Consider the following 21,391-nt stretch of genomic DNA (forward strand, 5'->3'; position numbering starts at 1 on the left):
AATATTTCGCACCTTTATTCACAAAAAATTTATGTATTTTATGCTGTTTTTTTCACCTTAAACCACGCAGCATACAATGCAGGCAGGAAAAATAATGTCAGCAAGGTGGCTACAATCAGTCCACCCATAATTGCAACGGCCATTGGACCGAAGAAAATACTTCGTGAAAGTGGGATCATTGCTAATACCGCTGCCAAGGCTGTCAGAATAATTGGACGGAAACGGCGTACGGTTGCGTCAATAATCGCTTCCCATGTTGGATGCCCTGCTTGCCGGTCTTGTTCAATCTGATCAATCAAAATGAGCGAGTTACGCATAATCATTCCGGATAAAGCAATGGTTCCCAGCATAGCCACAAAACCAAATGGCTTATTAAATAAAAGTAAGAACAGAACTACTCCTATTAAGCCTAATGGTGCAGTCAAAAATACAATAGTTGCTCTCGATAGACTCTTAAGCTGAATCATGAGTAATGTCATGACCACTGCCAAAAATAATGGCATACCAGCATTGACCGAACTTTGTCCTCGTGCTGACTCTTCGACAGTTCCCCCCACTTCAATGAGGTAACCACTTGGTAACTCAGCACGTAACTTATCCATTGATTCGGCTAACTCGCCAACAACAGTCGCTGGCTGCAATTTGGTACGAATATCTGCACGTACGGTAATTGTTGGTAAGCGGTTACGATGCCAGATCAGACCATCTTCAAATTTATATTCAATTTTAGCAATTTGAGCTAAAGGGACTGTCGTACCATTTGCGGTTGGGACTGCTAAACTTGCAAGAGAAGCGACTTCAACACGCTCAGCTTGATCACCACGTAAACGGATTTCGATCAGCTCACGCTTTTCACGATACTGTTCAATCGCACTACCTGTAATTGAAGCATTCAGGAAGTTTGCCAAATCCACACTTGAGACACCCATTTGTCGAGCACGATCTTGATCAATCTGAATCGCAATGATTTTGCTCGGCTCACCCCAGTCCAAATGTACATTGGTAGTATTTGGGTTTTCACCAATCACCTTCGCAACCTGCTGTGCTTCTTTACGTACCAGATTGAGATCTTCACCTGACACACGATACTGCAATGGATAACCTACAGGCGGACCATTTTCCAGTAATGACACACGGGTACGAACTTGTGGGAGCAACTGTTTAATTTGAGTTTCTAGCGAGCGACGAATTTCATCACGGTCATCAAGTGAGGTCGCTAAAACAACAAACTGTGCAAAGCTCGCTTGTGGTAATTGCTGGTCTAACGGTAAATAAAAACGTGGTGAGCCTGTACCCACATAGGCCACATAGTTATCAATACCTTTTTGCTTAGACAGGAACTGTTCAACCTTTTTCACCGCTTGTTCTGTAGCAGTTAAAGAAGCGCCTTCTTCAAGTTTTAAATCGACTAAAATCTCGGTACGGTTTGATGGTGGGAAGAACTGCTGAGGAACCATTTTAAACATCAGTACAGAGAGCACGAATATCCCAACCGTTGTCGCAATTACAGTCTTACGATAGGTCACACAAAACTCAACCATTTTCCTAAAACGTAAATAGAAACTAGATTGATAAGGATCGTAATGATGGTCCTGTGAAATCTCGATCGTTTGTGGTTGCGGTTTTTTCGTTAATCTTGCCCATAAACGAACATACCAAAGTGCTTGATGCCCAGTCTTGGTAAAATCAGGCAGTAGTTTTTCACCCAAATAAGGTACAAATAAAACTGCGGCAACCCAAGACACCAATAAGGCAATGGTCACTACCTGAAAGATTGAACGTGTATATTCACCCGTACTGGACTGTGCCGTAGCGATAGGTAAAAAACCTGCCGCGGTAATCAATGTTCCTGTCAGCATTGGAAAGGCCGTTGTTTTCCATGCAAATCCAGCAGCCTTAATTCGGCTATAGCCCTGTTCCATCTTAATTGCCATCATCTCGACTGCAATAATGGCGTCATCAACCAGTAGACCTAAAGCTAAAATCAGAGCACCGAGAGAAATTTTATGTAACCCGACATCGAATACATTCATGCCGGCAAAAGTCATTGCTAAAACTAAAGGAATGGAAAAAGCGACTACCAATCCGGTACGGAAACCTAAAGAGAAAAAGCTTACTAACAAGACAATAATGATTGCTTCAGCGAGTACTTTTACAAATTCATGAATACTACGTTGTACTGCTACAGGTTGATCAGATACCTTCTGTAGTTTCATGCCTAAAGGTAAGGTTTTTTGGAGCTGGGCAAATTCGGACTCTAGATTTTTGCCCAAGGCAATAATATCCCCGCCTTTACGCATAGACACGGCGAGACCAATACCATTTTCCCCCATAAAACGCATACGTGGCTGAGCCGGTTGACTAAAACCACGGTAGACATCAGCAACATCACCAAGCTGGATGGTTTTATTGCCGACTAATAAAGGAATTTTTTTAATTTCATCAACGCTGTTTAAATGCCCACTTACACGTATTTGAATACGGTCTGTACCGGTTTCAAAGAAACCTGCGCTTGCCATACTATTTTGCTTTTGTAAGGCTTCTTGAATTGCAGAAAGAGGAATACCGAGTTGGACTGCTTTTGTATTTGAAATCTCAATCCAGATTTTTTGATCTTGTAAGCCAATCAATTCAACTTTACTAACATCCTTGACTCTTTGTAGTTGTAATTGCAAACGATCTGCATATTCTTTGAGAAGTGCATAGTCAAAGTCTTTGCCTGTCAGTACATAAATATTACCGAAAGTATCCCCGAACTCATCATTGAAAAAAGGACCCTGTACACCACTTGGCAGTTCAGTACGAATGTCATTGACCTTTTTACGAACGTTGTACCAAACATCAGGAATTTGTGCAGAAGTGAGCGAGTCCTTAGCAACAAATGTAACCATCGACTCACCTGGACGGGAGTAAGCCATAATCTTTTCATACTGCCCAGTTGTCATCAGTTCCTTTTCAATACGATCAGTCACTAACGTTGAAACTTCTTTGGCAGTCGCTCCAGGCCAGAATGTTTTGACAACCATCACTTTAAAGGTAAATGGCGGATCTTCACTTTGAGATAATTTGGAATAGGAAATTGCACCGATAATGGCAAGCAACAATATAAAATAAAGGACGATACCTTTATTGTTCAGTGCCCATTCCGAGAGATTGAATTTCATGGCTTTGTTGCCCCCTGAATTTTCACCGCGCGGTTTTCACGGTCAATCGGATGGATCTTCTGCTTATCACGTAGTAAATGGACACCACCAATCACAACCCAATCATTTGGTGTCAACCCCGTTAATACAGGCACACTGTCTCGGCCATAAGCTCCCACGGTTACAGGTACTTTGCGTAAGGTTTGATTTGCATTTACGACCCATACATAGGGCTGATTATCTGTGGCAGAAACACTCGAAAGTGGCACACTCATGACATTGGTTTGAGTCGAGCTAAAAAATACCCGTGCACTTTGTCCAAGCTGAATAGCAGATTGGCCTTCTTTGAGTGCTACTTTGACTGTAAAAGTACGAGACTGGTCAGCCGCTGGAGAAACTTCACGTACATATCCAGCAAATTTTTCATTCGGTTTAGACCACAAGGTAATCCAAGCTGCTTGACCAACCTTGATCTCGGAAACTGCTTGTTCTGGTACGCCTATAACTACTTCACGTTCGCCATCAATAGCCAATTGATAAGCTGCTTGTCCTGCTGAAACGACTTGTCCAATTTCAATATTACGCGCGGTAATCACTCCGTTTTTATTAGAAATAAGTTGGTTATAACCAGTTTGATTTGCAGAAACTTCATAGTTAGAGCGGGCTTGTTGTAACGCTGCTTGCGCTGCGTCGTATTGATTTTTTACCGTATCAAATTGTGAACGGCTAACTGCATTTACAGGTAATAATTGTTGGAAACGTTTAAGTTCATCTGATGCTGTTTTCGCTGCTGCCTGTGCATTTTGTAATTGAGCTTTGGCCGCATTTAATTGTAACTGTGCATCTGCTACATCGAGTTTCGCTAATACTTGACCAACTTTAACTCGGTCACCTACATCGACATAGCGAGCCGTAACTTGTCCACCTACTCGAAATGCCAAGGCAGTTTGTTGTCGAGCCTGTACATCTCCTGCATAGCTTTTTAATTCGTTTAGTGTGGTCGAAGGCTGCGTTACCATCACGTAGGGTATTTCTTCTGTTTTGGGCGCCTCTTTACTACACCCCATTAATGTGACCGTGCAAACAATCACCATACTCATGATGAGAGGTTTTAACAGATTCATATCTTATCGCTCTTATTCAAACTGATTTTTTAAGGCACAATATGCTTGCATCATAGTTTGTTTGTTTTTTAATTAATATACCCATGGGTACATTAATTAAAAAAAACTTATAAATATTTATTTTTTTAATCTTTTATTAGAGGGTTTTGTGCAAACAGTTAATCAAAGTGGTCGCCCCAAAGATCTAGAAAAGCGTGCTCGTATCCTAAAAGCCGCTAAAGCTATTTTTTTAAAATCTGGTTATCACGGTACCAGCATGAACCAGATTGCGCAGGAAGCAGGCGTTACCAAACTTACGGTTTATAACCACTTTCAAGACAAAGCCAATCTATTTATCTGTGCGATTACAGAAACATGTGAAGAGACACTCGGCACTAAACAATTTGAATTAGATGCATCCGTAGACTTTTATCAAGCACTGTTTATTGTGTGTTCACGCGCCTTACAAATTATTTATTCACCTGAGGCACTAAAACTTGAACATGTATTATTTGAACTCGCAGCGGAACAAAGCCCATTAGCTGAACAATTTTTTACGGCATCTCATACTCGACTGCAAAATGAGTTAGCCGCGTTCTTCCAAAAGGCAGCCGAATTAGGCTTTATTCAATCTGATGATCCGATTTATCAAACAGAACTTCTTTTAACTTTATTGCTTGGTGTACGCCACCATAAGGTTTTACTTGGAATTATTACTGTACCCAATGCTCAAGAACTAAATCAGATTATTCGAGATGCTCTTGACTTATTTTTCCTCAAATATCGGAATTAAACCAAAGTCCGATTGCCAAAATTTGCATCAGGTGCATGCCATCTTTTGAAGCGTTATAAGCGATTTAAATGTTATTTTTTAAGCAAAAATTCACATTTTCTTACGCTCAAAGCTTGGAATGTTCGTTAATCGCGCTATATTCGATAAGAATAAGAACAGGAGAAAATAGCATGGTTCAGCAAATCGATGCGCCACTGCGTGAGGATGTCCGTTTACTTGGCAATTTGTTAGGTGAAACCCTAAAACAACATGCAGGACAAGAACTGTTTAATCAGATCGAGCAAATCCGTGCTCTTGCCAAAGGCGCACGTGATGGTCAAGCTGAAGCCGAAAAGCAATTAGAACAATTATTTTTAGAACTGCCCGATGAAGAGCTATTACCTCTTACCCGAGCTTTCTCTCATTTTCTGAATTTTGCCAATATTGCCGAGCAATATCATGTGGTACGTAGCCGCAGACAGGCAGAGTTTGATTCGGAGGCTAATTCTCCAAATCCACTTGTTCACTTATTTCAAAAGTTTAAAGATAAAAGTATTTCGACAGAAAAACTATTCCAGCAAATTTGTGATCTTAAGATCGAATTGGTACTTACAGCACACCCAACCGAAGTAAGCCGTCGTACCCTGATTCAAAAATATGACGATATTAATGCTTGTCTTTCACAACTCGATCAGCAAAAACTTACTCCACGCGAACGTCAAAATGCTCTTGCCAACTTAAAACAACAAATTAGTTCAGCTTGGCAGACAGATGAAATCAGACAGCACCGCCCGACTCCTGTCGATGAAGCAAAATGGGGCTTTGCAACCATTGAGCAAACGCTTTGGAATGCCGTACCTAAGTTTATTCGTGAATTAAATGAGTTAGTTCAAGACAATTGCCAACAAAACTTACCACTCAATATTGCACCAGTCCGCTTCGCATCTTGGATGGGCGGCGACCGTGATGGTAACCCGAACGTTACTCATCAAATTACCCAAGAAGTTTTATGGTTATCACGTTGGCAAGCTGCCGACCTTTACCTAAGAGATATTGAAAACTTACGTTGGGAGCTTTCAATTCAGGCTTGTTCTGAAGAGATGATTCAAGCGATTGGTAGTCCACACCCAGAACCTTATCGCGAGTATTTACGTGCAACACGAGAGCGTTTAAAAGCAACTCGTCATTGGTTAGCCCAGCGCCTACAAGGTTTAGAAGCAGACGATAGCAATGTCATTAAAAGTAAAGATGAGCTATTACAACCATTATTGCTGTGCTATCGCTCTTTAATTGATAGTAATCTGCCTGAAATCGCAAATGGTCAACTTCTCGACTTTATCTACCGTGTGAACTGTTTTGGTATTGAACTACTTAAACTTGATATTCGCCAAGAATCAGGCCGTCATCGCCAAGCCATTTCAGCCATTACCGAATACTTAGGTTTGGGTAATTTTGAGTCATGGACTGAACAAGCCCGTCAAAACTTCCTGATTCAGGAGCTCCAAAGCAAACGCCCGTTGCTACCCAAATATATTAATGAGCCTGAAGGTAGTTTGATTGGCCACCCAGATGTACAGGAAGTATTTGCAACTATGCGTACTTTGGCAGACCAACCACCAGAGTCGTTAGGAGCTTATATTATTTCGATGGCTGAATATCCGAGTGATGTTTTAGCTGTATTGTTATTGCAAAAAGAAGCAGGTATTCAGCACCCTTTACGTGTGGTGCCTCTATTTGAAACTTTAAAAGATTTAGATGGCGCTGCAACTACCATGAATACGCTGTTCAATATGCATTGGTATAAGCAGCACATTCAGGGCAAACACGAAGTTATGATCGGTTACTCTGACTCTGCAAAAGATGCTGGCTTCATGTCTGCCAACTGGGCGCAATATCGTGCTCAAGAAGAGCTGACTGCAATTGCTCGTAAACACGGCGTACAGTTGACTCTGTTCCACGGTCGTGGCGGCTCAATTAGCCGTGGTGGTGCTCCAACCCAACAGGCACTCTTTTCGCAACCACCGGGTTCGATCTCTGGTGCAATTCGTGTAACAGAACAAGGTGAAATGATCCGCTTCAAATTCGGTCTAGAAGGTATTGCCATGCAAAACCTTGAAATCTATACCGCAGCAACACTTGAAGCGACATTATTGCCACCACCAGAGCCTAAGGCCGAATGGCGTGAACTCATGAACCGTATGACAGATCATTCCGTGAAGGTTTATCGTCAAACAGTGCGTGAAAACCCACATTTTGTGAAGTATTTACGTACCGTCACGCCTGAGCTTGAGTTACAAATGTTGCCACTAGGCTCGCGTCCGGCAAAACGTAAAGTGAGTGGTGGCATCGAATCTTTACGTGCTATTCCATGGGTATTTGCGTGGACTCAAATCCGCTTGATGTTACCAGCATGGTTAGGTACAGGCGCTGCCATTAATGAAGTAATTGCCGATCAGCAAAAAGCAACACTTGATGAAATGCTCCAGCAATGGCCTTATTTCCAAACGCTCATTGATATGTTGGAAATGGTATTGTCTAAAGCCGATGCCAACATTGCTCTCTATTACGAGTCTCATTTAACTGAAGATGAAGATTTAAAAGTACTCGGCAACCAATTACGTCAGCGCCTAAAAGATGCTGTTGAAACGTTACTTAAATTGAAAGATGAATCAAAGCTTCTGAGCAACAACGAGGTTCTTGACCAATCTATGCAAGTGCGTAAACCGTACTTACTTCCTTTGCATCTTTTACAAGCTGAACTCATGAAACGCCGCCGTGATTATCTCGCGGAGCGTCAGGCAGAACATACCCCTGTTGACCATGCACTGATGGTGAGTATTGCAGGTATTGCTGCTGGTTTACGTAATACGGGCTAAGCTGTTTTTACCAATTGTTTGACAAAGCAGTACATCGGTGATGTGCTGCTTTTTACTTGCAAAGTTCCCCATTTTTTATAAATTTTCCACGATTTTTTATTTTTTTAAATATTTTTTAAAAATCATAAAATTAATTTTTATGATAAAAAAATAACTAATTCCTTATATTTAGAATTCTTAAAATTATACCAATCGTTAAAAAATAATTACTTTTCACTCACATACTGCTCTCTAGAGATTAAATGCATTCCCAAGAAAGAGTATCATTGCACCAATTAAAGAATAACGAGCTCATTTTATGTCCAACTGGTTTCCAAAATGGCAGCCTTACCAAGGTGATGTTGACCATCGACCGGTCTCTACCAATGAATATCTCCCCCCAGTTCAAAGTGCCATTTTAGGCATCCAACATGCATTTGCAATGTTTGGAGCCACCGTTTTAGCACCATTACTCATGGGCTTTAATCCTAACCTTGCTATTTTAATGTCTGGTATCTGTACCATACTGTTCTTCTTAATTACAGGTGGTCGTGTTCCAAGTTATTTAGGATCAAGTTTTGCCTTTATTGGTGTTGTTGCAGCAGCTACGGGGCATATCACAGGTTCAGGGGCCAATCCAAATCTTTCAATTGCGTTAGGCGGAATCGTAGCCTGCGGTATCTTTTACGCACTCATCGGTTTTATTGTGATGCTTACTGGTACACGCTGGATTGAAAAACTTATGCCACCTGTGGTGACTGGCGCAATCGTGATGATTATTGGTCTAAACCTTGCACCTGTCACCATTAAAGGTGTTGCAGGCCAACCCTTTGAAATGTGGATGGCTTTAATTACCGTACTTTGTATGGGCAGTATTGCGGTCTTTACGCGTGGTTTATTACAACGTTTACTTCTATTAGTTGGTTTGATTTTGGCTTATGCAATTTATGCCATTACGACTAATGGGTTAGGTTTAGGTAAACCAATCGATTTTAGCCAGATCTCACAGGCTGCATGGTTCGGTATTCCAAGCTTTTCACATCCTACTTTTGATACCAAGGCTATTTTAATTATCGCGCCGGTTGCACTCATTTTAGTGGCAGAAAACTTAGGCCATATTAAAGCAGTAGGTGCAATGACTGGTGAAAACCTGACGCCACAATTAGGCAAAGCATTTGTTGCAGATGGTTTAGCGACTACACTTTCTGGTAGTGTTGGCGCACCAGGCATGACCACTTACGGTGAAAACATTGGTGTGATGGCGGTTACTCGTGTGTACTCAACGATTGTATTTGTGATTGCAGGTATCTTCGCTATTTTCTTAGGACTATCCCCAAAATTTGGTGCTATTATTAGCACTATTCCAAGTGCAGTCCTCACAGGTGCATCTATTGTGGTATTTGGTTTAATTACCATTGCTGGTGCAAAAATCTGGATCGAAAACAAAGTTGATTTTTCTAACAATAAAAATCTGATTGTGGCTTCAGTAACCATTATTTTGGGTGCTGGTAATTTTGAATTATTGTTCGGTAATTTCAATTTAGGCGGTATTGGCACCGCAACATTTGCAGCCATTATTCTAAACTGGTTGTTTAGTTTAAAAGATAAAACTTAAATTCAAAAAGGCAGCGTAAGCTGCCTTTTTTCATTGCGATTTAGTATGATGAATTTTTGCATTTCAATACGTTCCTATCATGCGTTTTGATTTTTTTGATTTACAGCTAGTTCTTCATATTGTCTCGACTGGTAGTCTAACCAAAGGCGCTGACCGTTCTGCAATTTCATTACAAGCAGCAAGTGAGCGTATAAAAAAACTTGAACAGTATTTTGAAACACCCTTATTTATTCGCCAAACTACAGGCGTAGAGCTCACGACAGCTGGACATGCATTTGTAGAGCATGCTCGTCAGCTTTTAGCTCAAAAAGATCAACTCGAACAAGAAATGCAGCGCTTTAAGTCCTCTACAACTCAAGCATTAACACTTTGGTGTAACTCTTCTGCTCAAAGCGAATATTTGCCTCCGTTATTACCGCAATACTTAGTGCTTCATCCTGAAATGAATATCGATTTGCACGAAGCAGAAAGCTCAGAAATTGTAGATGCATTAACCCAAGGAATTGCGAGCCTTGGCTTGGTCTCAAGCTTTTTTGATACTCGACATTTGCAAACAAAAGAATTTGCGAGTGATCCTTTAGTTTTGATTTGTCCTGCTACACATAAGTTAGCTCAATATCAAAAGCTAAATTTGGTAGAGGCTTTAAGCTATGGTTTTATTGGCCTTAAAGCCCACCACTCTTTGCAACAGTCCATTGAAACTCAAGCTAAATTATTAGGCTTTAACATACAGTACCGTTTGCGCTTACCTAACTTTAGCGCAATTGCTGAAGTCGTTGCCAAAGGCGTGGGTATTGCGATTATGCCTGCCCGTGCGGCGCAGCGCCTGCAATCGGACTATGATTTCCACTCCATCCAATTACTCGGCGCATGGGCAAACCGAAAACTACTTTTGGCAACACAAAATTTCAGCCAGCTGCCTAGCAGTTATAAGCAATTTGCAGATTTTCTATTAGAGCATCGCCCTTAGAAATTTGGCTTAGTGCAAAATCATATAAAGCCCTAATGACACTAAACCTATAAAAAAGATACGGCGAAATAACTGCTCATTGAGTCGATAACGAATTTTTTTACCGATCCACATTCCAACGAGTGCAGCCAACAAAGCAGCAAAAGATAAACGATAGTCCAGTGTTACTCCCGACATCGGGTTATGATGTAAAAACACTGCAAGGCAAATGGTAGAGACGGTAAACGTTAATCCTAAAGCCTGTACCAACTCATCACGTTTTAAATGTAAAGACTGCAAATATGGCACGATAGGAATAATAATAACGCCTGTTGCTACTGTCACTGCCCCACCAATATATCCAATAATCGGCGATAACCAGCGCTCATGTTTACCTAAGTGTGGAAGTTTCTTGACGCATAATCCATAAAGCCCATATAAGGCCAACATACTTCCTAATAAAATCTCACTACTGTGCCCATGGCTTTGACTTAAAGTCGGCAAAAAGCTCCATATTGAACCAGCAACAATGCCTATAAGCAAAGTCCAGAAACGGCGAATAAAAGTCCAAACATGCCCCTCAGCAAAAAGTTGCCAGACATTGGTGACCATTGAAGGAACAATGAGTAGGGATGCTGCCTGAAAAGGGCTCATTGCGATGGTAAGTAAGCCCATTGAGACCGCGGGCAAACCTAGGCCAATCATGCCTTTGATCATGCCCGCAAAGACAAATACCATCATAATAATAGCTAGAAATGTCACTGTTTATCTCCGATTCCCTACATGGTTATGCTACGGAAAAAACAGGTTTTGCCCTATTCTTGTTTTTTGGAGTAGGCCTCAATTAGAAGTTGAGGCTGTTTTATATTTTTCTTCTAAAACATTGCTAAAAATGCTTTCAATCATCCAAACCCGATACAAGCTATTAAATACATAACTTTGCCCATCAATACGCAACTCTAAAACTGGTAAATCAGGCTGATGTTTATTCTTGCAAAGCGCATCATTTTGCTCCAAAACAGACGGTACATCCTGTTCGGTTAAATGCTCAATGCCAAGTTGTTGCTGTAACTGTTGGAAATGCTTCTGGAAAGATGGATCTTTTCCTTTAGTCCAAACGGCCTGCAAAATAGTAAAAATTGTATCAAGTTGCTGATTTTCCGGCACACTATAGAAAAGTTTCGCCATCTCAAGTGTACTTTCTTCTGTAGGACGGCAAAAAGGTGTAAAAGCAACCTCTGTACGTTTAGACACACGTGTTGCCAAGCTCCAGTCAAACCAGTCTCGGCCTCGATAACTCAGCGGATAAACTTTTAGCTGAATATCATAATAGTCAGCAAGCTCTTCTTTAATATAGGCAAGCAGCAACCAGCTCATCGGGTCTTCTAAAGCGATAAATACATCAAGTTCAGGATGAAGAGCCTGAATTTCATTAAGTGCTTCAGCATCATTAATCAAATGTTCACGCCATTCGATATGATTAATTAAAAAAATCGGAATACCTGTCAGTAACTTTTGTTGTTTTAAACGACGGGTTAGACGTAATAAATCATCCACTGCGTGATATTTACGTCCACCAAATTCAAAGTACGCTGCCTGTACGGGCTCATCTGTAAAAATACGTTCTGGGAAGTGCTGTGGCATCTGATGCTTCACCGCCATGGCATGTAAAGTACGTAACTTTCCATATTGCTGTTGCCAAAGCATGTGAAAGATATCTTCAAGTAAATGGAAGAAGTTCTGACCTTGTAATGGGGTTCTTTTTAGTATGACAGCGGCTTGTTTTAAAGCTTCTTGGCTTGGGATTTCTGGGAACTCATCAAAAGCAAAACGATGCTGATTTGCTAAAATCTTGGCATCATTTAAACAATAATGCTGCCACTCCTCTTGCGTCATGCTGTTCGGAGGTTCAGAAGATGTATGAGAAATAATAATTTTTAAAGGTTTAAGCTCATCACTTAAAATTTCATCTAGCTGAGACAATTGCTGAACAGCCAGATAGCTATACACATCATCAAGTCGTAAATAAATACTTAAACCATTTTCCGTGGGTAACACCGCTTGACGAGAAGGCTTTTGGTAAAACCAGCTCGATCGGATAGGGTCAAACCAACGGCGTAGCAATGACATGAGTAGTGCCTCTAAAAATAAATCCTAAGCGAGATCAAAAGTTATTTTGATCATAGTGCAAGGTGAAACAGTAGTCGAGATGGAAAAATGACTACCTAAGTTCGCGCAGAAAATATGTCATGTTATTTCGCGAGTTTCTGCGTAGGTGAAGATTTTATCACCATTTTATGGGAAACCCATAGAATGATCTGAAAACACCTTTTCCTACAAGCGGATTTTTTTTACCAGACATAAAAAATGCACCCTTAACATGATATCAATTCATCGTGTTAATGGGTGCATGTTTCCTATTCAATTATTAAAATTGAATATTTTATAGAACGCGTACAGCTCCTTTTGCCGCACTTGTAGTATGCATTGCATAAACTTTTAACGCTTTTGATACTTTACGTTTACGTTCTTCTTTCGGATGCCAGCCTTTCGCTTCTTGAACTGTACGACGGTGCGCCATAGTCGCATCATCAATATTCAAATGAATCGTACGGTTTGGAATATCAATTTCGATGGTATCGCCATCTTCAACTAAACCAATTGCACCGCCTTCAGCAGCTTCTGGCGAAACGTGACCAATTGAAAGACCTGATGAACCACCAGAGAAACGACCATCTGTAACCAAGGCACAGTCTTTTCCTAAACCTTTAGATTTAAGATAGCTGGTTGGGTAAAGCATTTCTTGCATGCCCGGACCACCACGTGGACCTTCGTAGCGAATAACAACAACATCGCCAGCTTTAATCTCATTACCTAAAATTGCTTCTACAGCTGCATCTTGGCTCTCAAAAACGCGTGCTGTACCAGTGAATTTTAAAATAGATTCATCTACACCCGCAGTTTTTACGATACAACCATCAAGTGCGATGTTGCCGTATAAAACAGCTAAACCACCATCTTTAGAAAATGCATGTTCTGCATTACGAATTACGCCCTTTTCACGGTCGCCATCTAAAGTTGAGTAGTAACGGTTTTGTGAGAATGCAACTTGAGTCGGAACACCACCCGGAGATGAACGATAGAACTCATAAACCTCTGCATTTTCAGTACGGATAATATCCCACTTATCTAAAGCATCTTTTAAAGTTTTTTCATGTACTGTCGGTACAGATACATCCAATAAATTGGCACGATCAAGCTCGCCTAAAATGGCCATGATACCGCCTGCACGATGTACATCTTCCATATGTACGTCTTGTTTTGCTGGCGCTACTTTTGAAAGCACTGGTACTCGACGTGACAACTCATCAATGTCGTCCATCGTAAAATCAACTTCAGCTTCATTTGCCGCAGCTAACAAGTGGAGAACTGTATTGGTTGATCCACCCATTGCAATATCAAGAGTCATCGCATTTTTAAAGGCAGCTTTAGTGGCAATTGAACGAGGCAAAATACTTGCATCTTCTTGTTCGTAATAGCGCTTAGCCAATTCAACAATAAGCTGACCTGCTTTTAAGAATAATTTTTTACGGTTTGCATGCGTTGCAACGATAGAACCATTGCCCGGTAAAGATAAACCTAAAGCTTCGGTTAAACAGTTCATTGAGTTTGCAGTAAACATACCTGAACATGAACCACAAGTTGGACATGCTGAACGTTCAAACTCTGCAACTTCTTCGTCGGTATAACTATCATCAGCAGCAACAACCATCGCATCTACAAGGTCAATGGCCTTTTCATCACCACGGAATTTAACCTTACCTGCTTCCATTGGTCCGCCAGACACAAACACCACAGGAATATTTAGACGCATAGCGGCCATCAACATTCCCGGAGTAATTTTGTCACAGTTCGAAATACATACCATCGCATCGGCGCAATGAGCATTCACCATATATTCAACTGAATCCGCAATTAAATCACGTGATGGTAATGAATAAAGCATGCCGTCATGCCCCATCGCGATACCATCATCCACCGCAATTGTATTGAACTCTTTAGCAACACCACCTGCTGCCTGAATTTCTGCTGCGACAAGCTGCCCTAAATCTTTTAGATGGACATGGCCCGGAACAAATTGAGTAAATGAATTGACCACAGCAATAATTGGTTTGCCGAAATCTTCATCTTTCATTCCTGTTGCACGCCATAAGCCACGTGCGCCAGCCATATTTCTTCCGTGTGTCGATGTTTTTGAACGATAGTCAGGCATTTGTATTTCCAACAAGTTGTGCTTGAGTGAAATGACTTCCACTCTGGCTGAATGATACTGATATAGCGTTAGATCAGTCGGAATATTGACTCATCATCATAATTTGATCATTCTCCATTCTATAGAAGCAAATAATATAGGGAAAGCCAAGAACGATAATACTCAGTCAATATTTAGCAAAACTTACATGAATAATTTTTTATTTTTTTATAACCTTTTTTTATCAATAAAATTTTTTCAATAATTTTTTGTTCACTATTTAAAAACTAAAATGCTCAATCACCATGAGTTTAGGGCTTCAATCGTTTTTCACGTATACTACGTATAAACTCTTTTTGGATTGCATCTGTGAAAATTATTTTTGCTGGCACCCCCGAATTTGCTGCAACAGCATTGGCGGCTTTATTAAAAACTTCCCATGAAATTATCGCGGTTTATACTCAACCAGACCGTAAAGCAGGCCGTGGACAAAAACTAACACCGTCTCCTGTAAAACAGCTTGCACTGGAACATAATATTCCTGTTTATCAACCGCTTCACTTCAAAGCTTCAACTGAAGAAGGCTTGGCTGCTCAACAAGAACTGGCTGCTTTAGGCGCTGATGTCATGGTGGTTGCAGCATATGGTTTAATTCTTCCACAAGCTGTGCTCGATACACCTAAATATGGCTGTTTAAATATTCACGGCTCACTATTACCACGTTGGCGTGGTGCAGCGCCAATTCAACGCGCGATTGCAACAGGTGATGAAGAAACCGGCATTACCATCATGCAAATGGCGGCAGGTTTAGATACAGGCGATATGATGTATAAAACCTATTGTCCGATCACTGCCGAAGATACTTCTGCGACTTTACATGACAAGTTAGCAGCACAAGGAGCAACAGCAATTTGTGCTGTACTCGAGTCAGAAGCAACACTACAAAAATATTTGGCAGAACGCGAAGTCCAAGACGAAAGTTTAACGGTCTATGCTCATAAACTCGTAAAGTCAGAAGCTCGTATTGATTGGTCTATGAATGCAGTTCAAGTAGATCGCAATATCCGTGCATTTAACCCTTGGCCAGTCGCTTTTGTTCAACTTGATGAAAATAATGCACTGCGTGTTTGGAATTCTCTAGTTTCTAGCCAAAGCAAAGCACATGCTCAAGCTGGTGAAATTATTGCAATTGATAAACAAGGCGTACATGTTGCTTGCGGTGAAAATACATTTATTTGTCTAACGAGCGTACAGTGGCCAGGTGGTAAAGCATTAAATGCTCAACAAATTGCACAAACTCAAAAACTTCATGTAGGACAGATTCTGCCATGAGTCAGGTTACTTCAAACTCATCACGTTTTAACCTGCGCGCTCAAGTCGTCCAAACGTTACTCAAAGTTCAGCAGGGCCAATCATTGGCTAGTATTTTAAATACACAGCTGAATCAAGTCGCAGAGCGTGATCGTGCGTTATTTCATGAACTTGTTCTAGGTACTTTACGCCAATGGTTCGCACTTAAGTCAATTAGTCTGCCTTTGCTCAGCAAACCTTTAAACAATGAGACAGTAGAAACTTGTTTATACGTTGGTCTTTATCAAGTTTTATGCACGCGTATTGCAGCGCACGCTGCCATCTCAGAAACAGTAGATGCGACTAAACAACTTGGTTTCCCTGCACTCAGCGGTATTGTGAATGCAATTTTGCGCCGAGCAACTCGCGAAACTGAGGACTTTCAACAAGGTTTACAGCAAGCCCATGGCTTACCAAGTTGGCTTTTTAAGCGTTTAAAGAAGGATTGGGGAGAACAAACAGAAGCTCTCTGCCAATCGTTAAAGCAAGCCGCACCTTTAACTTTACGAGTAAACCAACGCCATATCGGTCGCGATGCTTATTTAGCAAAACTACAAAGTTTAGACATTCAGGCACGTGCGTGTACTCTATCTGACGCGGGTATTATTCTTGAACAATCTGTACAAATTACACAGTTACCAGGTTTTGAACAGGGCTGGTTTTCTGTACAAGATGAACATGCACAGCTATGTGTAACCTTATTGCCTGATTTAAACAATAAAACAGTTATTGATGCGTGTGCGGCTCCAGGTGGAAAAACGGCTCATTTGCTTGAAAAATTTAAACCAGCACAGTTAATCGCCATTGATCAGGATCCAAGTCGTTTAGTCCGTGTAACTGAAAACCTAAACCGACTAGCACTAGATCAAAGCCATACTGAAATTCTGGCAGCAGATGCAACCAAGTGGACTCCAGCCCAACCTGTGGATTGTATCGTGCTTGATGCACCTTGTTCTGCGACAGGTGTAATTCGACGTCATCCTGACATACGTCTATTGCGCCAATCTAGTGACATAGCCCAAACCATTGAGCTACAAAAGCAGATCTTAGAGCACATGTGGCAGCAACTTAAAGTTGGAGGCACCCTGCTTTACATCACCTGTTCAATTTTAAAAGCTGAAAATGAACAGCAGATGATTAGCTTCTTTGCAGAGCATACCGATGCAAAAGAAGTAAAAATTGAAGCAGATTGGGGAATTGAACAAGCTCATGGCAGACAACTGTTGCCAGAAGCACAATCTGGTGATGGTTTCTATTATTGTAAAATTCAAAAAATTGCATAATAAAAAAGCAGGCTTTTAAGCCTGCTTTTTTACTAGATCAGTATTAAAGAGTGTGCTGGTCTTTGACTTCTTCTAAGACTTCATCTAACTCTTCAGGATGTCTTGATAAATGTAAGATGGATAAAGCTAGTCCCCCCCATACAAATACCATTGAAATTATCATCATCACGATTGCCGAAGTATTCATTATTTTATCCTCCTAGCGATCTTTCATTTTACTTAACACGATAGCAACGACTGCACAGAAAATCACACTGCCCCAGCCAAATACACCTTGTAAGCTCATACTATAAGTATCATAGCCATTTTTGATCAAATTAAAAACAGTCATAGTGAGTGTTGTTAATAGGATAAAAGTAGTAATCACGGTTAAGGTGAAATCCCATCCCTTACCCAATTGAATGGTTGAGATACGATTGACATGATCACGAAGCTCTCTAAGAGCTGAGCGCTTAAACCAAGCTACGCTAATAATTGATATCAATGCTCCCCCAATAATGCCAATGTTATTGATAAAATGGTCGACAATATCAACGAGCTTAATTGCATTTACACTTGAGAATAAAATAATTGAGACTAGAGCACTACCGCCACCAATAATGGTTACCGCTTTCTTACGACTCCACTTCAACTTATCTTGCATCGCTGCAATAGGTACTTCCAAAATACTAACCATTGAAGAAATACCAGCTACAAATAATGAAGAGAAGAATAAAAGGCCGAATAGATCAGCACCAGAACCTAAACTTGAAATAATTTTAGGGAAGGCAATAAATGCGAGACCAATACCACCACTCACCACATCTTTAACTTCAGTACCTGCAGCATGTGCCATAAAGCCAAGCGCTGCAAAAATACCGATCCCCGCCAAAATCTCTGTCGATGCATTCGCGAAACCAACGATAAGACCGGAGCCAGTTAAATTGGTTTTTGGTTTTAAGTAAGATGCATAGGTCACCATAATCCCGAAACCAACAGAGAGTGAGAAGAAAGTATGACCATAGGCTGCTAACCAAACTTTATAGTCCATCATGGCAGACCAGTTTGGAGTAAAGAAAGCATTTAAACCTTGTACTGCACCCGGTAAACGTAATGACTGAATCACTAAAATCGTAAATAAGATGAATAATAAAGGCATGAAAATCTTATTAGATAATTCAACACCTTTTTTCACTCCACCATATAAAATGATTAAAGTCAGTGCCCAAATTCCAACAATTGGCCAGAATAAATGGCCTACAAACTGCAAATCAAAGCCAGTCGCTTTTGTGGTTTGTAAATAGGTATTGAAGAAGAAGCCTTCCGGGTCACTTCCCCACATTTGGCCAATAGAAAAATAAATGTAGCTACCAGCCCAAGTCAGAACACTTGCGTAATACAAACCAATAATGATACAGACGCAAACCTGCCACCATCCTAGAGTTTCTCCGCCTTTAAACAAAGCTCTATACGCTTTAGGAGGCGATCCTGTACTACGATGACCTACTGCATAATCTAAAAATAGTAATGGTAACCCTGCCGTAATAAGTGCAAGTAAGTAAGGAATAAGGAACGCACCACCACCATTTTCATAAGCAACGTAGGGGAAACGCCAAATATTACCTAAACCAACAGCCGAACCAACGGCTGCGATAATAAAACCAGATCGTGACGTCCAGTTTTCACGAGAATCTGTCATAGAACACCTAATGTTAAAAGATTACTTATTTTTACTGCTTTTGTTGATTGTTATTCCGCACGCAAAAAAAGAACCAAAGAATACTTTTGTGTTTGATAGAGAATAAAAGGCACCTTTTGAGTATTTTTATTTTCATTTCAAACAAGCAAAAATAGAAAATTCTTCCTTAAAGATTTTTGTCCATTTTTTGCCCCTATATAGTTGAACAATACCCGTTTTTATTTATTTTTACTGTAATTTCCGTCTGAAATTTTACGTTTTTTTAGAGATTTTGATTTAGATTGGTTATTTTTTAGCTAATATTCATGTTCTAAAACATATTATTAGAGAATATAAGCAATGATATTTTCTACCATTTAAATTATTTTCTACTTTATAAAGTAGATATATCAACCAATTTTAGATGAGTAAAATTACAGAATCTTACCGACGTATTACACAAAATTTATACTAAAATTTTTCCTAACAAGCCCCACTTTAAATCTATATTTTAATAATAAAATCAAAAACATAAATTAATAAAAATAATTATAATTCTAAAAGTTTTATATTCACCATTTTTCATCAATGCATAACCTCTCAGATGTCTATATCATGCGCTCAAAGATTTCTTTTCTTAGGATATGATGATGAAGATATTAAAAATGTCTTTTTTGGCACTCGGGATGAGTCTTAGCGGATTTGCTCAAGCGGATTTTATAGGAGTTAAAGGGGACGTGGGCTATTGGTTTTACGATGGTAAAGCAAACATGTCTACACAATTGCCAGATGACCAAGACTTAGATCGAAAAGGCAGTGCACAACTTTCATTAGCATTCGAGCACCCAATCCCATTTATTCCAAATGCAAAAATTCGTTACGTTAATCTAGATACTCAAACTAAATCAGAGACCTTAGGTCAAGCTAACTATAAGATTAATTTAGATCATAGTGATTTTATTCTTTATTATGAATTACTAGATAATATTGTGAGTGTGGATGCGGGTCTGGGTGCAACCGTATTAAATGGTGATATCACCGCCTATACAGGTAAACGTGTAGATATTGATAAAACATATCCTATTGCTTATTTGTCGGGAGAAGTAAAACTTCCATTCACAGGTTTAAGTGCTAAAGGTGAAGCAACTTATACAAACTTTAATGATGCAAAAATCACAGATGCATTAGCAGAAGTAAAGTATAAATTTGTCGATAATTTAGTAGTCGATTTAGGCCTTAAAGCAGGCTATCGCGTACTTAATATTGACTTAGATGATTATGATAACAATGACCTTAAATTTGAGTTTAAAGGCCCTTATGTTGGCTTAGAAGCACATTTTTAGACTCAATGAGGGTGAGAGAAATATCCTTTCACCCTATTTTTTTATAATTAGAAATTACCGTCTCAATTCGACTTAAAATTTGTGGCCAACCTTTTCTCATACCCATAAAAGCTTGTTGTCCCACAGAAGAATTCTCATTAAATCCCGAATGTTTAAGCTGCAAAAGTGTGCCCTCTCCTTGAGGAATTAATTGCCATCTTAGAGTTGTATCAAGTACACCAATTGCAAAGTCATATTCAAATAAAATTTCTTTATCAGCCACCTTAACTAGGCAATGTTGTACTCCAAAACTACCCATATCTAAAGTAAATTGATGACCAGCTTTAGGCTGAATATCTCCTTTAGCCCACCATTGTTGAATGAGTTCAGGTGTGGTCAATGCTTCCCATACTTTCTTAGGTGGATACGGAATATATTGAGATAACTCAATTGCCTTCATCATTTTGTATTTTTCCATATTTTATCGAATTTATATTATTCTTGAAGTAATCATATGACAAATAAAAAAACACCCCGACCTCTTTTGAGATTGGGGTGTTTGGAATAATGAGCTGGCGATGACTTACTCTCACATGGGTAACCCCACACTACCATCAGCGCTAAGAGGTTTCACTTCTGAGTTCGGGAAGGGATCAGGTGGTTCACTCTTGCTATGGTCGCCAGCACAACTGTTATGGATACTTGCTTTGGTCTTATTGACTGCCGAAGCGTTTTCCAAATCTTTACAGATTGGGCTGATTGAATCTGACTGTGTTCATTTTATCTAGTGAAATAACTAAATCAAGTTTCTTTGTAGATTTATGAATCGATTGATGCTTTATATACAACTGCTTGGGTGTTGTATAGTCAAGCCTCACGAGCAATTAGTATTGGTCAGCTTCACATATCACTATGCTTCCACATCCAACCTATCAACGTCCTAGTCTCGAACGGCTCTTTAGAGGAATAAATTCCTAGGGAAATCTTATCTTGAGGTAGGCTTCCCGCTTAGATGCTTTCAGCGGTTATCCCTTCCGAACATAGCTACCCGGCGATGCGACTGGCGTCACAACCGGTACACCAGAGGTTC

At 40.1% G+C, this 21,391-nt stretch carries 15 protein-coding genes and 2 rRNA genes; 7 read left to right on the top strand and 10 right to left on the bottom strand.

The genetic code is table 11. The features are described 5' to 3' along the window. Positions 1–38: 38 nt before the first annotated feature. A complete protein-coding gene (locus J678_RS09385) occupies positions 39–3,164 on the bottom strand; it encodes an efflux RND transporter permease subunit (protein ID WP_031955487.1) in 3,126 nt (1,041 codons plus the stop codon). Further along, the gene (locus J678_RS09390) at positions 3,161–4,267 is read right to left on the bottom strand and encodes an efflux RND transporter periplasmic adaptor subunit (protein ID WP_006582404.1); all 1,107 of its coding nucleotides are present in this window, start codon (positions 4,265–4,267) and stop codon (positions 3,161–3,163) included. Before J678_RS09390 ends, J678_RS09385 begins: the two co-directional genes overlap by 4 nt. Before the next feature lie 148 nt (positions 4,268–4,415). Between J678_RS09390 and J678_RS09395 the strand changes: the two genes are divergently transcribed. The 4 genes from J678_RS09395 to J678_RS09410 all read left to right on the top strand — a co-directional run bounded on the left by J678_RS09395 (position 4,416) and on the right by J678_RS09410 (position 10,458). Further along, on the top strand, positions 4,416–5,039 hold the full coding sequence (locus J678_RS09395) for a TetR/AcrR family transcriptional regulator (RefSeq protein ID WP_032027277.1): 624 nt from the start codon (positions 4,416–4,418) through the stop codon (positions 5,037–5,039). 170 nt (positions 5,040–5,209) lie between these two features. After that, positions 5,210–7,894 carry a phosphoenolpyruvate carboxylase gene (gene ppc, locus J678_RS09400; protein ID WP_002054002.1) on the top strand — a complete coding sequence of 895 codons (2,685 nt, stop codon included), beginning with the start codon at positions 5,210–5,212 and terminating at the stop codon, positions 7,892–7,894. A 298-nt stretch (positions 7,895–8,192) separates the two neighbouring features. Continuing rightward, positions 8,193–9,488, top strand: coding sequence for a solute carrier family 23 protein (locus J678_RS09405; protein ID WP_006582402.1), 1,296 nt, complete (start codon positions 8,193–8,195; stop codon positions 9,486–9,488). A gap of 79 nt (positions 9,489–9,567) precedes the next feature. Continuing rightward, positions 9,568–10,458 (top strand): LysR family transcriptional regulator, encoded by an 891-nt coding sequence (locus J678_RS09410; protein WP_006582401.1) that lies wholly within the window; start codon positions 9,568–9,570, stop codon positions 10,456–10,458. 9 nt (positions 10,459–10,467) lie between these two features. Here the strand turns inward: J678_RS09410 and J678_RS09415 are convergent, their stop codons facing one another. The 3 genes from J678_RS09415 to ilvD form a co-directional block, all read right to left on the bottom strand. After that, positions 10,468–11,199, bottom strand: coding sequence for a sulfite exporter TauE/SafE family protein (locus J678_RS09415; protein WP_006582400.1), 732 nt, complete (start codon positions 11,197–11,199; stop codon positions 10,468–10,470). A 78-nt stretch (positions 11,200–11,277) separates the two neighbouring features. Further along, positions 11,278–12,567: a hypothetical protein gene (locus tag J678_RS09420; protein WP_006582399.1), complete on the bottom strand. Its 1,290-nt coding sequence runs from the start codon at positions 12,565–12,567 to the stop codon at positions 11,278–11,280. Between the two features lie 313 nt (positions 12,568–12,880). Then, positions 12,881–14,710, bottom strand: coding sequence for a dihydroxy-acid dehydratase (gene ilvD, locus J678_RS09425; RefSeq protein ID WP_004711295.1), 1,830 nt, complete (start codon positions 14,708–14,710; stop codon positions 12,881–12,883). A gap of 348 nt (positions 14,711–15,058) precedes the next feature. Between ilvD and fmt the strand changes: the two genes are divergently transcribed. Then, positions 15,059–16,021, top strand: a complete 963-nt coding sequence (gene fmt, locus J678_RS09430; RefSeq protein ID WP_006582398.1) for a methionyl-tRNA formyltransferase — start codon at positions 15,059–15,061, stop codon at positions 16,019–16,021. Then, complete coding sequence (gene rsmB / locus J678_RS09435; RefSeq protein ID WP_006582397.1) at positions 16,018–17,322, top strand: 16S rRNA (cytosine(967)-C(5))-methyltransferase RsmB; 1,305 nt, start codon at positions 16,018–16,020, stop codon at positions 17,320–17,322. Before fmt ends, rsmB begins: the two co-directional genes overlap by 4 nt. Before the next feature lie 43 nt (positions 17,323–17,365). Here the strand turns inward: rsmB and J678_RS09440 are convergent, their stop codons facing one another. Together J678_RS09440 and J678_RS09445 are read right to left on the bottom strand one after the other, a co-directional pair. Then, the gene (locus J678_RS09440; protein ID WP_002053803.1) at positions 17,366–17,509 is read right to left on the bottom strand and encodes a methionine/alanine import family NSS transporter small subunit; all 144 of its coding nucleotides are present in this window, start codon (positions 17,507–17,509) and stop codon (positions 17,366–17,368) included. Between the two features lie 12 nt (positions 17,510–17,521). Next, positions 17,522–19,000, bottom strand: a complete 1,479-nt coding sequence (locus tag J678_RS09445; protein ID WP_002053942.1) for a sodium-dependent transporter — start codon at positions 18,998–19,000, stop codon at positions 17,522–17,524. A gap of 629 nt (positions 19,001–19,629) precedes the next feature. Here J678_RS09445 and J678_RS09450 point away from each other — a divergent pair. Continuing rightward, positions 19,630–20,322, top strand: coding sequence for a TIGR04219 family outer membrane beta-barrel protein (locus tag J678_RS09450; RefSeq protein WP_006582396.1), 693 nt, complete (start codon positions 19,630–19,632; stop codon positions 20,320–20,322). A gap of 28 nt (positions 20,323–20,350) precedes the next feature. Here J678_RS09450 and J678_RS09455 read toward each other — a convergent pair whose 3' ends face one another. The 3 genes from J678_RS09455 to J678_RS0104025 all read right to left on the bottom strand — a co-directional run. Beyond that, complete coding sequence (locus tag J678_RS09455) at positions 20,351–20,764, bottom strand: SRPBCC family protein (protein WP_006582395.1); 414 nt, start codon at positions 20,762–20,764, stop codon at positions 20,351–20,353. Between the two features lie 107 nt (positions 20,765–20,871). Beyond that, positions 20,872–20,986 (bottom strand): 5S ribosomal RNA (gene rrf / locus J678_RS09460). Positions 20,987–21,164: 178 nt separating this feature from the next. After that, positions 21,165–21,391, bottom strand: a 23S ribosomal RNA gene (locus tag J678_RS0104025); the annotation flags it as partial.

The sequence above is a fragment of the Acinetobacter sp. 1424608 genome (genome assembly GCF_000588255.1).
Taxonomy (GTDB): Bacteria; Pseudomonadota; Gammaproteobacteria; order Pseudomonadales; family Moraxellaceae; genus Acinetobacter; species Acinetobacter nosocomialis.

Coding starts and splice junctions, on each gene's coding strand:
- J678_RS09385 (WP_031955487.1), bottom strand. CDS start 3,164: ATGAAATTCAATCTCTCGGAATGGGCACTGAACAATAAAGGTATCGTC.
- J678_RS09390 (WP_006582404.1), bottom strand. CDS start 4,267: ATGAATCTGTTAAAACCTCTCATCATGAGTATGGTGATTGTTTGCACG.
- ppc (WP_002054002.1), top strand. CDS start 5,210: ATGGTTCAGCAAATCGATGCGCCACTGCGTGAGGATGTCCGTTTACTT.
- J678_RS09405 (WP_006582402.1), top strand. CDS start 8,193: ATGTCCAACTGGTTTCCAAAATGGCAGCCTTACCAAGGTGATGTTGAC.
- J678_RS09410 (WP_006582401.1), top strand. CDS start 9,568: ATGCGTTTTGATTTTTTTGATTTACAGCTAGTTCTTCATATTGTCTCG.
- J678_RS09420 (WP_006582399.1), bottom strand. CDS start 12,567: ATGTCATTGCTACGCCGTTGGTTTGACCCTATCCGATCGAGCTGGTTT.
- ilvD (WP_004711295.1), bottom strand. CDS start 14,710: ATGCCTGACTATCGTTCAAAAACATCGACACACGGAAGAAATATGGCT.
- rsmB (WP_006582397.1), top strand. CDS start 16,018: ATGAGTCAGGTTACTTCAAACTCATCACGTTTTAACCTGCGCGCTCAA.
- J678_RS09440 (WP_002053803.1), bottom strand. CDS start 17,509: ATGAATACTTCGGCAATCGTGATGATGATAATTTCAATGGTATTTGTA.
- J678_RS09445 (WP_002053942.1), bottom strand. CDS start 19,000: ATGACAGATTCTCGTGAAAACTGGACGTCACGATCTGGTTTTATTATC.
- J678_RS09450 (WP_006582396.1), top strand. CDS start 19,630: ATGAAGATATTAAAAATGTCTTTTTTGGCACTCGGGATGAGTCTTAGC.
- J678_RS09455 (WP_006582395.1), bottom strand. CDS start 20,764: ATGATGAAGGCAATTGAGTTATCTCAATATATTCCGTATCCACCTAAG.